This is a genomic window from Streptomyces sp. VTCC 41912, from assembly GCF_045799175.1.
Lineage (GTDB): Bacteria > Actinomycetota > Actinomycetes > Streptomycetales > Streptomycetaceae > Streptomyces > Streptomyces albulus_C.
Genome location: NZ_JBJMAB010000003.1, coordinates 367,248 through 382,659, shown reverse-complemented (window position 1 = coordinate 382,659; position 15,412 = coordinate 367,248). Strand labels below are relative to the sequence as shown.

The 15,412-nt window shown below is 73.1% G+C and carries 11 protein-coding genes; 6 read left to right on the top strand and 5 right to left on the bottom strand.

Annotated elements, in window-relative coordinates; genetic code table 11:
- Window positions 1-305: 305 nt before the first annotated feature.
- Both ACJ6WD_RS07110 and ACJ6WD_RS07105 read left to right on the top strand, forming a co-directional pair.
- Window positions 306-1,376 carry a CoA ester lyase gene (locus ACJ6WD_RS07110; RefSeq protein WP_233657150.1) on the top strand — a complete coding sequence of 357 codons (1,071 nt, stop codon included), beginning with the start codon at window positions 306-308 and terminating at the stop codon, window positions 1,374-1,376.
- Window positions 1,377-1,381: 5 nt separating this feature from the next.
- A complete protein-coding gene (locus ACJ6WD_RS07105; RefSeq protein ID WP_233657151.1) occupies window positions 1,382-2,275 on the top strand; it encodes a CoA ester lyase in 894 nt (297 codons plus the stop codon).
- Window positions 2,276-2,301: 26 nt separating this feature from the next.
- On the opposite strand, the gene ACJ6WD_RS07100 is transcribed toward ACJ6WD_RS07105, so the two are convergent.
- Window positions 2,302-3,438 carry a CapA family protein gene (locus tag ACJ6WD_RS07100; protein ID WP_407615314.1) on the bottom strand — a complete coding sequence of 379 codons (1,137 nt, stop codon included), beginning with the start codon at window positions 3,436-3,438 and terminating at the stop codon, window positions 2,302-2,304.
- 188 nt (window positions 3,439-3,626) lie between these two features.
- The gene (locus ACJ6WD_RS07095; RefSeq protein ID WP_407615313.1) at window positions 3,627-5,165 is read right to left on the bottom strand and encodes an alpha/beta hydrolase; all 1,539 of its coding nucleotides are present in this window, start codon (window positions 5,163-5,165) and stop codon (window positions 3,627-3,629) included.
- A 238-nt stretch (window positions 5,166-5,403) separates the two neighbouring features.
- Between ACJ6WD_RS07095 and ACJ6WD_RS07090 the strand changes: the two genes are divergently transcribed.
- On the top strand, window positions 5,404-5,799 hold the full coding sequence (locus ACJ6WD_RS07090; RefSeq protein WP_233657364.1) for a hypothetical protein: 396 nt from the start codon (window positions 5,404-5,406) through the stop codon (window positions 5,797-5,799).
- A gap of 117 nt (window positions 5,800-5,916) precedes the next feature.
- Here the strand turns inward: ACJ6WD_RS07090 and ACJ6WD_RS07085 are convergent, their stop codons facing one another.
- Window positions 5,917-6,267 (bottom strand): hypothetical protein, encoded by a 351-nt coding sequence (locus tag ACJ6WD_RS07085; RefSeq protein ID WP_233657154.1) that lies wholly within the window; start codon window positions 6,265-6,267, stop codon window positions 5,917-5,919.
- Between the two features lie 690 nt (window positions 6,268-6,957).
- Here ACJ6WD_RS07085 and ACJ6WD_RS07080 point away from each other — a divergent pair.
- Window positions 6,958-10,047 (top strand): tetratricopeptide repeat protein, encoded by a 3,090-nt coding sequence (locus ACJ6WD_RS07080; protein WP_233657155.1) that lies wholly within the window; start codon window positions 6,958-6,960, stop codon window positions 10,045-10,047.
- 420 nt (window positions 10,048-10,467) lie between these two features.
- On the opposite strand, the gene ACJ6WD_RS07075 is transcribed toward ACJ6WD_RS07080, so the two are convergent.
- Window positions 10,468-11,073, bottom strand: coding sequence for a transglycosylase family protein (locus ACJ6WD_RS07075; RefSeq protein ID WP_233657156.1), 606 nt, complete (start codon window positions 11,071-11,073; stop codon window positions 10,468-10,470).
- 517 nt (window positions 11,074-11,590) lie between these two features.
- On the opposite strand from ACJ6WD_RS07075, the gene ACJ6WD_RS07070 reads away from it, so the two are divergent.
- Complete coding sequence (locus tag ACJ6WD_RS07070) at window positions 11,591-11,770, top strand: DUF5708 family protein (protein WP_038520338.1); 180 nt, start codon at window positions 11,591-11,593, stop codon at window positions 11,768-11,770.
- Between the two features lie 34 nt (window positions 11,771-11,804).
- Here ACJ6WD_RS07070 and ACJ6WD_RS07065 read toward each other — a convergent pair whose 3' ends face one another.
- Entirely contained in the window at window positions 11,805-13,055 is a 1,251-nt protein-coding gene (locus ACJ6WD_RS07065; protein ID WP_267952421.1) for a helix-turn-helix transcriptional regulator, read from the bottom strand.
- A 630-nt stretch (window positions 13,056-13,685) separates the two neighbouring features.
- On the opposite strand from ACJ6WD_RS07065, the gene ACJ6WD_RS07060 reads away from it, so the two are divergent.
- Entirely contained in the window at window positions 13,686-14,963 is a 1,278-nt protein-coding gene (locus ACJ6WD_RS07060; RefSeq protein ID WP_407615312.1) for a helix-turn-helix domain-containing protein, read from the top strand.
- Window positions 14,964-15,412: the final 449 nt, after the last annotated feature.

Here is a 15,412-nt window from a genome sequence, read left to right as displayed (position 1 = left end):
CGCGTCCGCCCGGGGAGCGGTTCAAGGCCCACTTGCCTTGTGACAGGGTCGTTAAACAACAGGTAATGAGTGCCCCTAAATACACTGCCGTGCGGCGGAACGTGCTATGGCGCCCCAAATGGGCTGGCGCGAAGGCCCGTTGGGGCGCGCCGCCCCTCCCCTGCGCGACCCGCAACGGCAATTCCCCTCGCTTTCCGTGATCAACGGCACACGTACTGCCCGGTAACAAGGGGGGTGTGTCGGGCCTAGAGTGTGCGCCGGTGGCCGGCTCCGGGCCGGGGCGTTCGGCGCGAGGTGGAGGCAGGGTGCGTACTCCGAAGGACTTTTTCCGTCCGTTGGCCGTGGGGGCTCCGGAGCCGGTGCGGGAGGTGCCGTTCCGACCGTCACGGATGATCCACTTCTTCGATCCGGGCAATCCGCGGATGGCGGCGAAGGTGCCCGACATCGCGCCGGACGTCGACGTGCTGCTCGGCAACCTGGAGGACGCGGTCGCCGCGGACCGCAAGGAGGCGGCCCGGGCCGGGCTGGTGGAGATCGCCCGCGGGACCGACTTCGGCGAGACGCAGTTGTGGACGCGGATCAACAGCCTCGACTCGCCATGGGCGTTGGACGACCTGCTGACGCTGGTCACCGAGGTCGGCGACCGGCTCGACGTGATCATGGTGCCGAAGGTGGAGGGCGCCGAGGACATCCACTACGTCGACCGGCTGGTGGCGCAGTTGGAGGCGAAGGCCGGGGTGCGGCGGCCGATCCTGCTGCACGCCATCCTGGAGACGCCGCGCGGGGTCGCGAGCGTCGAGGAGATCGCCGGGGCCAGCCCGCGGATGCAGGGCATGTCGCTGGGGCCGGCGGACCTGGCGGCGAGCCGGCGGATGAAGACCACCCGGGTCGGCGGCGGGCACCCCGACTACCTGGTGCGCCAGGACCCGCAGCCGGGTGCGGCCGACGCGCCGCGCGCGGTGTTCCAGCAGGACCTGTGGCACTACACGATCGCGCGGATGGTGGACGCCTGCGCGGCGCACGGGATCCTGCCGTACTACGGGCCGTTCGGCGACATCAAGGACACCGTGGCGTGCGAGGACCAGTTCCGCAACGCGTTCCTCCTGGGCTGCGTGGGGGCCTGGAGCCTGCACCCGGTGCAGATCGGCATCGCGAAGAAGGTGTTCTCGCCGGCGCCGGCCGACGTCGCCTGGGCGCGCCGGGTCATCGCGGCGATGGGCGACGGGACCGGTGCGGTCATGATCGACGGGAAGATGCAGGACGACGCCACGGTCAAGCAGTGCCGGGTGGTGGTGGAGCTGGCCGACGCGCTGGTGACGCGCGATCCCGCACTGCGGGCGGCGTACGCGGCGGCGAGCGACGAGGGAACGGAGTAGGGGCCATGGCTGCGACGGACGAGGCGCAGGAGGGCGTGCGGGCGCGCCGGTCGGTGCTGTACATGCCGGGCGCCAACGCGCGGGCGCTTCAGAAGGCGGCGTCGCTGCCGGCGGACGGGCTGATCCTCGACCTGGAGGACGCGGTCGCCCCGGACGCCAAGGAGGCGGCCCGGGACCGGGTCGCGGCGGCGGTGGCCACCGGCGGGTACGGCCATCGGGAGGTCACGATCCGGGTCAACGGGCCGGGCACGCGGTGGTTCGCGGACGACCTGCGGGCCGCGGCGCAGGCCGGACCGGATGCGGTGGTGGTGCCGAAGGTGGAGTCGGCACGGACCGTGCACGAGGTGGAGCGGCAGCTGGAGGCGGCCGGCGCCCCGGACCGCACGGCGATCTGGGCGATGGTGGAGACCCCGCGGGCAATGTTGGACGCCCGCGCGGTGGCCGGTGCGAGCGAGCGGTTGACGGTGCTGGTGATGGGCACCAACGACCTCGCGAAGGAACTGCACGCCGCCCACGTGCCCGGCCGGGCACCGCTGTTGACGGGGCTGTCGCTGGCGCTGCTCGCGGCCCGTGAGGCGGGGAAGGCGATCCTGGACGGGGTGTTCAACGACGTCAAGGACCCGGCCGGGTTCGAGGCGGAGTGCGTCCAGGGGCGGCAGTTCGGGTTCGACGGGAAGACGTTGATCCACCCGTCGCAGATCGAGCCGTGCAACCGGGCGTTCGCGCCGGCCGAGGAGGAGGTGGCGCGGGCCCTGAGGATCATCGAGGCGTTCGAGGCCGCGGACCGCGAGGGCCGCGGGGTGGTCACCGTGGACGGCCGGATGGTGGAGAACCTCCACGTGGAGGAGGCGCGGCGGGTGCTGGCGCTGGCCGCGGCGGTGGCGGACGCCGGCCGGTAGCCGGACCGGCGGGGCCACCGGCGGCGCTACCGTAAGGGCCCCGGCGCACGCGCCGGGTGCAGGGTCAGCGCCGGCGCGGGGTCGGTGGTGAGGACGGCGGGGGCGAACCCGCGGGCGAGGCGGTCGAAGAGGGCGCCGAGCCAGCGGGCGTCCGCGGCGGAGGCGTGCCGCAGCCGCATCCGGTGGGCCTGGAAGGGGACGATCCGCAGTTCCCGCAGGCGTCCGGTGCCGGGCTCCAGCGTGGCGAGGTAGAGCGGGCGCAGGTCGTCGCGGTAGCGCTCGTAGCCGGTGATGCCTTCGTAGTCGTCGATGAAGTCGCCGCACCCGTGGAGGATGAGCTTGCCCGCGTACACCTCCACGGGGCGCGGATGGTGCGCGGAGTGGCCGTGGACGAGGTCCACGCCGGCGTCGACGAGGGCGTGCGCGCAGGCGGTCTGGGCGCGGGGGACGCCGTAGCCCCAGTTGGACCCCCAGTGCACCGAGACCAGGGTCAGGTCGCCGGTCCGCCTGCGGCTGCGGAGCAGGGCGGCCGCCGCGGCGGCGGTCGCCGGCGAGGGGCCGTCCGCCCAGTGCACGCCGCCGTGCCGGGCGGTCGCGGCCCAGGTGCGGGGGATGCCGCTGGACGGCATGCCGAGGGCGAGGACGAGCAACCGGTGCCCTCCGGGCAGGGGGACGATCGCGGGGCGGCGGGCCGCCTCGGCGTCGTCGCCGGCGCCCGCCGTGCGCAGCCCCTCGGCGGCCAGAGCCCGCAGGGTCTCCGTCAGTCCCTCGCGGCCGAAGTCCAGGACGTGGTTGTTGGCCAGGACGCAGACATCGGGGCGGGCGGCGGCCAGGCAGGGCAGGTTCGCCGGGTGCATCCGGTAGTGGATCTGCCGGCCGGGGGCGAAGGTGCCCCGCCGGGTGACGGAGGTCTCCAGGTTCAGCACGCGGGCGGCGGGCGCGGCGGCGTCGAGGGCGTCCAGGGCGGCGCCCCAGGGGTAGCGGACGTCGACGGGGCGGGGGACGGGGCCGTTGACGGCCTCGGCCAGGCCCACGTAGATCCGGGCGTCCTGGACGTACGGTTCGCGCAGTTCCGGGTCGCCGGGGCACGGCAGGATCTGATCGACCCCGCGGCCGAGCATCACGTCGCCGCAGAGTGCGAGGGTGACGGGATCAGCGGTCATCGGCACGCACCGGCTTCCTCCTCCCAGGTTAGGGGGCGGGCGGCAGGGCGGACGGGTGGCTCCGGAGCGGTGTTTCACGTGAAACGCGGCGCCGTGCCGTGGTGCGGCGGGTCCGGGCCCGCCCGGCGCCCCGCCGGGGCGGGCCGGGGCGAGGGCCGGGCCGCCTGGTGGCGGCCCGGCCCTCGGCCTCACCCCGCGCAGTACGCGTCCTGCGCGGGCCGCCGGCCGTCCCGCAGGTACCCGGTCACGGTCCGGTCCGCGCAGGCGTTCCCGTTCGCCAGGTAGACGCCGTGCCCGCCGTGGTCGACGGTCACCAGCCGGGCCCGCGCCCCGAGCGCCGCCCGCATCTTCAACGCCCCGACGTAGGGCGTCGCGGGGTCGCGGAGGTTCTGCACCATCAGCACGTTGGCGGGGCCCCGGTCGGTGATCCGGACCGGCGGGTCGGCCGGCCGGTCCGACCAGAACGCGCAGGGCGTGACGTTCGCCGGCATGCCGGCGGTGAGCGGGTGGCGCACCCGGTCGACGGCCACCGCCCGCCGGTAGGCGTCCGGATCCCGCGGCCACGCCACGTCGTTGCAGATCGTCGCGATCGTCACGGCGGCGTCCGCGTCGGGCAGCGGACCGGCCACGTCGGCCGGCAACTGCGGGGTCGCGGCGGGGTCCTGGGCCGCCTTGACCAGCGCGGCCAGCCGGGCGAAGGCGGTCTCGTCCCCGTAGAGCGCGGTCTGCATCGCCTGCCGCAGCCGGTTGCCGGTCAGCGGCGCCCCCGGCACGTTCGACGGCTTCGGCCGCCGGTCCAGCTCCGCGGCGACGGCGAGGAACAACGGCCTTACCTCGTCGGCTCGTTCGGCCAGCCGCAGCCCGTCCGCCGCCCGAGCCGGGTCCGCCGCCCAGGCCGCGAAGTCGGGGAACCGGTCGTCCGCCCCCTGCGCCATGTTCGCCAACCAGCCCCGCGCCACCCGCGTCGGATCGGGATCGCCGCTGCTGTCCAGCACCCACCGGTCGGTGCGGTCCGGGTGCGCCTGGGCGTACGCCGCCGCCACGTACGTCCCGTACGACACGGCCCAGGCGGACAGCTTCCGTTCGCCCAGCGCCGCGCGCAGCCGTTCGACGTCGCGCACCTCGTTCGCCGTGCTCATGCCGCGCACCAGCGCGCCGCCGTGGCGTGCGCAGGACCGCGCGATCCGGCGCGACCGGGCGGTGTTCTCCGCGATCCCGCCGTCCGGCGTCGGCCAGGACCGCAGCGTCACCAACTCCCGGTCGGCGGGGTCCAGTCCGCAGCCGCCCCTCGTGCTGCCGCCCACCCCGCGCGGATCGAAGCCGACCAGGTCGTACGCGCCCGCCAGCTGCCGTTGCAGCGCCGGGGCCCGCTGCGTCAGCCGGTCGACCCCGGAACCGCCCGGACCGCCCGGGACCACCAGCAGCGTGCCGCGCCGGGCGGCCGGCCGGTCGCTGCGCACCCGGCTCACCGCCAGCGAGACCTGCGGTCCCGTCGGGTCCCGGTAGTCCAGCGGCACCGGAAGGTCGGCGCACTGCTGCCCCGCCGGCCCGCCGGCGCGCTCGCAGGCCCGCCAGGCCAGCCGGGGTGCCGGCCCCCCGGCCTCGCCGCGCGCCCCGTCCACCGCCCGGGCGAACGGCGCGGCGACGCCCAGCGTCGCCGCGGTCAACGCGCCCGACAGCCCCAGCAGCAACGCCCTGCGGACCTTGATCCCCCTGCAACTCGTCATGTGTCAAGGTTCGTTGTCCCGTGCCCGGCGGCCCATCCGGCGGACCGCCCGCTCGTGGTGGGGTTTTCCCCCGGCCCGGGCGGCCGCGAGGGGGCGCGCGGCCGTTGGGCCACCCGGCTGAATATGGCCCGCGAGCGTTTGGCTCCCTGCGGGTTCTGAACACCGCGGACGGACAACCGCAGCACGATACGTCTGGCATCAGCAGGCCGATCGGGCAAGGAGAGCCGTGAAGAAACTAATGCAGACGGGGACCGTCGTCGGGGCGTGCGGACTGGTGTTGTTCGGCAGCGGCGTCGCACGGGCGCAGACCGATCCGGGAGACTCCCTGCTCTCCGCGGTGGCGGGCGCCGACGTCGGCACCGTCACCGGCATGATCTCCGGTGTGGTCTGCGACAACCGTCTCGCTGATTTCAATTACCAGTCGCCGGCGACCAAATCGCCGCACCCTTGCGTCAACGGCCCGGTCCACAGCGGGAACAGCAAGAACAGCAACAACTTCCTCAACCACGGAAACCCCGTGGACAGCGGGAACATCGAGACGGCCAGCGGCTCGACCAACAGCCTCAACACGGTCTACGGGGCTCAGAAGGACAGCAACAACAACATCTCCCGGATCCTCAAGGTCCTCCACTGAGCCGGACCACGCCGGCGAGCCCAAGCGGCCCGAGCGGCCCGAGCGGCCCGATAGCCGAAACGCGGTGCAGAACCCGTATTCCCGGTTCTGCACCGCGTGGTGGTCGCCGCCGACGGTCTACAGGTGCAGGCTGCCGGTGCCCTGCCCGATCTGCTGCATGTGGTTGGCACTGCCCGACGCGGTCCCCGTGCTGGTGGACCCGCTGTTGTTGGATCCGCTGCTGTTCACGGGGCTTCCGCTGTTGCTGGGATTCCCCGTCAGGTTGACGTTCCCGGCGTTCTTCGTGTTGCCGCTGTTGACGGAGCCGTTGATGCAGTAGCGCGCCCGCCCCTCGCACCGGAACCCGGCGAAGAACCGGACGAAGGTGTCGCCGCTCGCCCCGAACGGCCCGTCCCCTCCGGCCATCGCCGGCGACGCCCCGGCGCCCACCAGGAGCAGGCCGGAAAGGCCCACCATCACCCTCTTCATGCGGCGTGCTCTCTTCACAGTGCGATCCTGCCCCTCACGGTTGGAAATCCCCGGAGTCTTGCTACCGGCAGTGGGCAGTTCGACCAAGCCGGCAGAGCGGTCGATCCGCCCCGTTCACCCTGAACGACCACCGGATTCACCGTGTCGGCCCTCCACGGCGGAATTCCTCGCACCGGCGAATCCGCTCACGACCACCAAGGAGCGGGCCGCGCCGCCCCGGTCGGCGCGGAGCCGGTGCAGCGTCCGCAGGTCGGGTTCCCGGCCGACCAACCATGCGCGTACCGGAGCAAGTTGTCGGGGTCGCGGAACGGTGGGCGCGGCCTGGTGGTGGAGGCGGGCGCCGCCCTGGACGCCGCGGGCCTGCACGCGCTGCCCGTGGAGGTGCGCGGCGCCGTCGAGGACGTGCGCCGAAGCCGACCATGGCCGAAAGCAGCTCTTCCCACCCGCCCGATTCCGGAGTCGGCACGTCCGTAACCTCCTCCTCGCGATGCACTCGATTGTCACGGGCATATGCATTGTCAATGCCGCCGTGCTGGAACGCAGTTGACATCCCTCCCGGGCTTTTCCGTTCCCCGAACAAAGCCGTTCATCGTGAAGTCAGATTTGGACTTCAATCAATCCGATATGGCACTGGTCAGGCCATGCGTGTCATCCTCGATAAGCGGGACAGACCGGCGGGAGGGGGCGCTGGTGGAGATCGAAATTCGACTTTCCGGATCGGTCGAGGTGCGGGCGGCCGGCCGGCGCCGCGATCCCGGCCCCAGACAGACCCGCCTGGCGCTCGCCGCACTGGCCTGGGACGCGAGCCGCACCGTGAGCATGGACACGCTCGTGCACCGCATCTGGGACGACCACCCGCCGGCGAAGCCCCGGGCCGCCCTGTACGTGCACGTCACCCGCATCCGCAAGGCGTTGGAGATCGACGGGCAGCCGGCGCCCACGGTCCGCGCCGGGGCCAACTCCTACGTCATGGACGTCGATCCGGACCGCGTCGACCTGCGCCGCTACGTCAGCCTGGTCAACCAGGCACGCTCCCTGAAGGAGAGCAACAGCGCGGCCGACGCGCTCCAGCTGCTCGACCGCGCGGAGACCCTGTGGTGCGGCGAACCCCTGGCCGGCATCTCCGCCTACTGGGCCGGTGAACTGCGGTCCGCCGTAGGGGAGAAGAGCCTCGCCGCGGCGATGTTGCGGGCCGAGATCCTGCTCGAAGCCGGCCGGTTCGGGGAGGCGGTCCCGGTCCTGCTGCCGTTCGTCGCGGACCGCCCCGTCGACGAGGGGCTCGTCGAACGGCTCGCCCTCGCCCTGCACGGCTGCGGCCGCACCGCCGACGCCACCCGCCTCCTGCACCGCACCCAGCGCCGCATCGTGCACGACCTCGGCACCGACGCCAGCCCCCGGCTGGACCGCGTCCAACAGGGCATCCTCGCCTCGGCCCCCCTGGCCGCGCTCCTACCGGCCACCACGACCACCACCACGCCCCGCACCCCCGACGTCCCGGACAACCTGCCGGGCGACGTCCCGTGGGTCGGACGCCGCGCCGAACTCCGGCAGTTGGGCGCGGCGCTCTCCGAGGGCGGCGCCGCCCCGGTCGTCGCCCTCCAGGCGATCGGCGGCATGGGCGGCGTCGGCAAGACCTCGCTGGCCGTGCACGTCGCCCACCAGATGCGCCACCACTTCCCCGACGGCCGGCTCTACCTGAACCTGCGCGGCCACGCACCCGACCAGCCGCCCCTGGGCGTGGCCCACGCACTGACCATCCTGATCCGCATGCTGGGCACCGTCCCCGGGCCGTTGCCCCAGGACGAGGCCGAGTTGGCCGCGCTGTGGCGGAGCGCGGTGCGCAACCGCCGCATGGTGATGGTCCTCGACGACGCCGCCGGCCCCGCGCAGGTCCGCCCGCTGCTCCCCGGCGCCTCCCCCACGGTGGTGATCGTCACCAGCCGCCAGCGCCTCACCGGCCTGCCCGGCGTCCGCCCGCTCTCCCTCGACGTGCTGCCGCGCGAGGACGCGATCGCCCTCTTCGAGAACCGGCTGGGACCGCACGCCGCCCCCCACCGGGCGGACGTCGCGCACCTCGTCCGGCTCTGCGGCTATGTGCCCCTCGCCATCGAACTCATGGCGAGCCGGCTGCTGTCCCATCCCTCCTGGACCACCGCCGACCTGCTGCGCCTGCTCAACGACGCCGCCAGCCGACTCTCCGCCATCGACGACCACGAAGGGCGGCTGTCCACGGTCCTGGAGGTCTCGTACCGCACCCTGCCCCCGTTGGAACGGCTGGTCTTCCGACGGATCGGGCTGCACACCGGGAGCGAGTTCGGCGTCCCCGCCGCGACCGCGCTGACCGGACTCCCGCCCGACGTCACCGCCGGTGCACTCGAACGCCTGCTCGCGTACCACCTCGTCACCGAACCGTCCCCGCACCGCTTCCGGATGCACGACCTGCTGCGCGAGTACGCCCGCTCGCTGGTCGCCGACGCGGCCCCCGCCGCACTCGACGTCGACCCGCCGGACGAGGCCCGGCTGGCCCTGCGCCGCCTGACCGACCACTACCTGTACGTCGCGGACCGGGCGGACCGGCTGGCCTTCCCCTTCCGGGCCCGGGTGGCAGTGACCCCGGACGGCACGGTGCTCCCGACGGCGAACGGACCGCAACCGGCCACCGCCCACGACGCCGAGGAGTGGTTCATCACCGAGGGCGCCAACCTGCTGGCCGCCCTGGACCACGTGCGCACCCACGGGCCGGCCGGCCAACTGGCGCTGCTCACCCACGTCCTCGCCGGATTCCTGGACATGGAGGGGTACCTCGCCACGGCCGAACCCCTGCTGCGGCGCGCCCTCGCGCACTGGCAGTCCGCCGGCCACGCCGCGGCCCGGGCCCGCGCCCTCCTCGACCTCAGTACGGTGTGCGCGCACAGCGGTCAGTACGAGGAGGCGCACCGCACGGCGCGGGAGGCCCTCGACCTGGCCCGCACGCTGAAGGACCCGGGGCTGGAAGGCGAATGCCTCCACCAACTGACCATCCCCCTGTGGCACACCGGGCAATACGCACTGGCCCGCGACCTCCAGGAACTCTCACTGAATCTGCGACTGCAAACGTCGAACCAGTTACAGGTCGCGCGGAGCTACAACCTCCTGGGGATCTCCTATCTCCACTTGGACGAGAAGGAAAAGTCCCTCGCGTGCCTACGTCGAGCACTCTCGGGATTCACCGATGTCGGGGACCAGCGGGGCCGTTACCGTACCTTGAACAATATCGCCGAATTGCAGAAGCGGAACGGAAATTACGAATCCGCGGAAAACGCCTATCGGGAAGCCCTGGAGACCCACCGGGACATGGGCAGCCGAGGCGACCTCGCGACGCTCCAGGTGAACCTGGCGGGCATCCTCACCACCACCGGCAAGGCCCCCGAGGCACTCGGCCTGTACGAGACCGCCCTACCGACCCTGCGCAGCGTCGGCGACCAGCGCGGCGAGGCCATCGCCCTGAACGGCATCGGCAAGGCCCTGCAGGCGGTCGGCCGGATCGAGGAGGCGATCCCGCAACACGTGGCGGCCCTCTCGACCGCCCGCCGCATCGGCGCCACCGGCGAGGAGGCCACCGTCCTGTACGACCTCAGCTGCGCCGAACAACGGATCGGCTGCGTCCGGCAGGCCGCCGCCCACCTGGAGGAGAGCCTCACCATCTATCGACGCATCGGCGCACGCGCGGAGGAATCCCGTTCCGAACGAGCCCTGGACCGGCTGCGGCGCCACCGGGAGAGCCTCCCCGACGGATCGTGAACCAAAAGCGACAGACGGGATTAACGCGCGCTTTTTGCTGCACGCGGCGACGCCTCCACCGCGATTGGCATATGCCAGATGAATTTTACCGCCGCGGAAATTACACCTCTCCCAATAAAGGGAGCCGGGCCGATGTATAGGGATTTGCGCGAGCGAGCGATGATCCCTTAAATTGCGGAACCCGGGAAGCCCGCAAACGGGTTCTGCTTCCCATTCCCACAGGCGGCAAGCCGCTAATTCGGCCTGCCCGCGGCTCGACCCACCCCTCCAAGGAGAACTCCCCCATGGCACGTGTCGGCACCGTGATGACCGCACTCGCCGTCGTCGGCTTCGGCGTCGTCATCACCGACGTCTGCATGCCGTACCTCGTCCCGCACAAGCCGGTCCGGGCCGCCGCGGGCGCGTCGCCCGCGGCCGGGCTCACGTCAACCGCAGCCGCTGCCCCGGGTAAATCCGGTCCGGGCCGTTTCGTAGGCGCGCCCTGTTGAGGGCGTAGAGGTTGCTGGTGCCGCCGGGGGCGTCCGTGTGGTGGGCGATGTCGGAGAGGCAGTCGCCGGGACGGACGGTGTAGGTGCCGCGCCGGGGCGTCGTGCGGTGGGCCTCGGCGGAGGGGGGCGCGGGACCCCGGCTGGACGCGGCGCGGTCGCTGGTCGCGGCGCCCTGCACACCGCAGTTGGGCCAGGGGGAGAGGCCGCGGTCCTGGGCGATGCGCTCGCCGATGGCGATCTGCTCGGCGCGGCTGGCGAGGTCGGCGCGCGGGGCGTAGCGGCCGCCGCCGTAGGCGCGCCACGTGGACGGGGCGATCTGGAGGCCGCCGTGGTAGCCGTTGCCGGTGTTGGTGTGCCAGTTGCCGCTGCTCTCGCAGGCGGCGATCTGGTCCCAGTCGGTGCCCGAGGACGGTGGTGGCGCGGCGGCCGCGGGGTCCGCGGTGGCGACCGCGGCGCCCAGGAGTAACAGCACGGGGAGCAGGGCGCGCACGGCGGAGGGGATCGGTCCGGCGGTGCGGCCGGCGAGCGGCGACAACATGGCGTACTTCCTCCTGCATGCTCCAGCGGGGTCGCGGCATCGTGCTCGCCGCGACTGAGGGGCAGGCACCAGGTAACCCGCCGTCAGGTCGGGCGGCAGGTCTGGGTACGCCAGGGGAAGGGATTTTCACCCGTGCGGTCGCCAACCCGGGCCCTCCAGGCGCCGTTGGGCCACGGCGCCCCGGCGTCCGCCACCGTCGGTCCCCGGGTGCGCGCCCGCGCGCGTGGACATGCCGAGTCACGGGACGCGCGGCCACCACCACCCGACCGATTCCCCGTCATGACTTGGGAAGGGACACGGAATCCACCTATAGCGCAGGCAACTCGGATCAAGACATGACTGACAAATAACGCAATGTGACTGTCGCGACCGAGCCGCCGGTAGGACCCGGCGTACAGAGAAAGTGACAGTCGTCGCCCGGGGAAGTGCCTACCTGCGGACGATCCCTGCGCCCGGGCCGGGCGGGACGCTGGTGCGGTCAACCGGTTCCGCACCAGCGACGAGGACGTGGGAATTCATGAAGGGCATTGCGGTCGGCGTCATCCTGGCGGTCGTCGGCGTCATCCTGTGGCTCACCACCAAGGAGGTGCAGACGCCGGTGGTCTCGCTGCACAAGGTCGGCCTGGTGCTGGCGTTCGTGGGCGGCGCGGAGGCGCTGTTCGCCCTGTTCGGAGCGGGCAGGAAGGCCAAGAAATAGCGGCGGGGCATGCTCAACGGAGCGGTGGCGGAGGTCAGTTCCGCATTTCCAGGAGGTCGGACAGCCGTTCCCGGGCCCGGTCGGCGTGCCGGTACGCCTGGGCCCGCCGGAACAGCTCCGCGGCGTAACGGAGGTACCCGGCCGCCCGCTCCCGGTCGCCCAGCCGCGCGCAGGCTCCCGCGACCTCCGACAGCGCGGCGGCCTTCTCGTGGCACCGCCCGTCGTCGGGCAGGGCGGCGAGTTGTTCGCCGCGCTCGCGCACCCGGGCGTGGTCGCCCGCCGCCTCCGCGCAGACCGCCTCCGCGGTCGTCAACCAGAGTGGGAAGTCCGGCTCTTGGGCCACCGAGGCGACGACCAGCCCGCGCTCCACGATGGTCCGCGCGGCGGACCGCTCGCCACGGGCGAGCAGCAGCAGCGCATGGCGGCCGTTGACGGCCTCCCAGAGGCGGAAGCCGGCGGCGGGGGTGACCCGGCGGGCGGTCTCGGCCAGCAGCGCGGCGGCCCGGTCGGTCGCGCCGCGGTCCCACAGGTCCAGCGCCCGGTGGAGGGCGATGCCGGCGCGCGGGCCCGGCAGCCCGCCGTCGGTCGGCGGCTCCCCCAGGCCGGTCCCCGTCGCCCAATGGGCGCAGCCGCTCCAGTAGGCGCACCGGGTCAGCGCGTCCAGGAGCAACAGCGAGTGGAAAGCGCTCTCCGAGGGCGGGGCGACGGCCTCCTCCAGGGAGGCGGTGAGCGCGTACCGCAGTCCGTCCTGGACCCGGCCGGCCGACTCCAACAGGTCGGCCAGGGCGATCAGGGCGCGCACCCGGGTCTCCGCGTAGCCGGCGGGGCCGAGGCCGTCCAGCATCCGCAACAGGACGGCCGCGCCGTCGTCGGCCCGGCCCTGCGCGCCCAGTATTTCCGCGATGGCGAGTTGGGCCTCGGTGTACACGTCGTCCGGCCGGCCGACCGGTGAGGTGCCGGCCAGCGCGCGGAACGCCCGCAGCGCCCCTTCGGGATCGCCGCCCTCCCACTGGCGGCGGGCCGCGACCAGCCGGCCGACCAGGTCGAGCCGGCGGACCCGGCCGGCGGACTCCGCCCGTGGGGCGCCCCCGGAGATGTCCGCCATGCCGACGCCGAGCCGCCCGGCCAGGATCTTCAGGGCGCGGCCGCTGGGAATGCGCTTGCCGCGTTCGACGAGGGAGATGTAGCTGGCGGAGATGTCCGGTCCGGCGAGTTCGTGCTGGGTCATTCCCGCACTGACCCGGAGCTCTTTGATTCGCCGCCCGGTGTCCACCGGCTCAGGCATGCGACAAACCCTTCAGATTTCGAATGGCCCGGGACTTCGGCCGGGTACCCACGTCGTCGTCGAGTCGCAACGAATAGCGGGCACTTTACCAAGCAGTCAACAAGAAGTCGATACGGATTCGGCCCGCCCGCCGGCCGTTCCACACAAGCCAACCGACGTGCCACACACCTGTGTTGGCGTCCCGTTTTGTTGAGCGCGAGTTGCCGGGGAGGGGAGCCGGAGGCAGGAATGGACCCCCACCGCCGGAAAATACCGGCCAGCCGGTCGAATAAAAGGCAGAAGCTTCACCGCCCCGCCTTTCACCCGCCGACGCCACGGCCCTCTAGCCCGCAGTTCACCCGAAGACAACGCCCTCGATTACCTCTTATCGTCATACCCAGTCACGGATTTCAACCTCCGGATTCTGACAAAATGGACCGCCCAGGCAGGTGGCGGATAATCCGCGCATCGTCGCCGCCCAGGAGAGAACGAGGCGGCGAGCCGACGGTCGGCGTGACAAGAATTGACAAGGCGTCACGAGGAAGCCGGCCGGGCCGACGGCGGGCCGTCCACAGATCGCCCCGCGGCGTGGGCCCGTGGGTAGACTCGCCGTCACCGTCCGTTCCCCCAAGTCAACTGCGAGCGATTCCCTTGACGATCGAGCAGCCCGCCTTTGGACAACGAGTCCGGGAGATCCGGCGCGCTCAGGGGCTCTCCCAGGGGGACCTCGCCGGGACGGACCTCTCCCCCAGCTACGTCTCGCTGGTCGAGAACGGCCGCCGGATCCCCGGCACCAAGATCGTCCGTTCCCTGGCGGAGCGGCTGGGCACCACCGTCGAGGCGCTCAGCACCGTCCGCCGGCCGACCGACCGCCAGGTTCAACGCCTCGACCTGGTCGGCCGGTTGGTGGCGGCCCGGGCAAGCCAGTTGACCGGCGACTGGCCCGCGGCCCGGCGCCAACTGGAGGCCGTCCTCGCACATGCCGACGGGAGCGAGCAGGACCCGGTCCGCTGGGAAGCCCGCTGGGAACTGGCCACGGTCCTCGGCCGGTTCGACGACCCCGCCCCGCACGAGGTGGCACTGCGCCGGCTGCTCGACGATCCGATGACCCGCTCCGCGCCGGTGCTCTACGCCCGAATCGCCGTCGAACTGGCCCAGCTGCTGCGCACCGGTGGCCGGCTGTCCGACGCCGTCCGGGCGGCCGAGGACGCCGTCCGGGTCACCGCTGGGCTGGAGCCCGGCCGTCCGGAGCGGGCGCAGGCCCACATCGTGCTGTTGTCCGCGTGCGTGGACAGCGGCGAGTGGCGCCGCGCGGACGAGCTCGGCGCGCAGCTGCGCGCCGAGGTCGCACCGCTGCCCGCGGGCGAGGTGCGGGCCGGTGCGCTGTGGGCGGCGGCCGGTGCGCAGTACCTGGCCGGTGACACCGACGGCGCGCTGGCGCTCCTGGCCGAGGCCGAGACGCTGATCGCGTCGACGGACGGCGTCCGCCAGCGGTTCCGCCTGGCCCGCGCCCGGACCCTCCTGGCGCTCACCGCCGGCCCGTTGGACGAGGCGGACGCCTTACTGGCCCGCACCCGGCAGGCCGCGGCGCTGGTGGACACCGCATCGGCGCGGACCTGGCTGGCCGTGCTGGAGACGGTCGGCGCGCTGCGCCACGGCGACCCCGCGGGAGCCGCCGCCCAGGCCGCCGCGATCGACCCCGACATGGCCGGACTGTCCCCGCTGGACCGGGCACGCTGTCTGCTCCAGGTCGCCCGCGCGCACCGCGCCGGCGGGCGGGCCGCGGAGACCGAGGAGTTCTTCCAGGAGGCCGCCGCGGGATACGAACAGGCCGGTGCGTTCCGACTCGCCATGGAGTCCTGGCGGGAACTGAGCGCCGGCGCCCGCAACGCCGCAGAGCCGGATCCGCACGCGGTGATCCTGCCCTAGGTGTTCTGTCCGGCGCCCGTACGGTACCGCCCCGGCCCCCGCCGGAATCCCGGTCATGCCAAAGGGCCGCCCGGCGCGGGACGGCTGCTGCGTGACGGCATCCTGCGCGGAGGCGGTGGACGGCTCGCGCGCACCGGTCGACGCGGACGCCCGGCGTCCGGCGATCGCTCCCGACGGCTCGTCACGGACGCGTCGCGCGCGTCGTGGGCCGCCGCAGGCGGTGTGCCGGCCGGGCCGTGTGCTCTCCCCGAGAGCACTGCGCGCCGTGCCGGTCCCTGCGGCCGGTCGGTGAGGGTGCTGGCCGTCCCCGGTCAACGCCGGTGCCGTGCGGTGCGCTTCGTCATCGTGGGCCGGGCGACGGGACTCCGCTCACGGTGCACCGGGGTCGATCCCGGCCCTGGAAGCGGAACTGCCGTCTGCCGTCTGCCGTATGCCGTTTCACGTGAAAC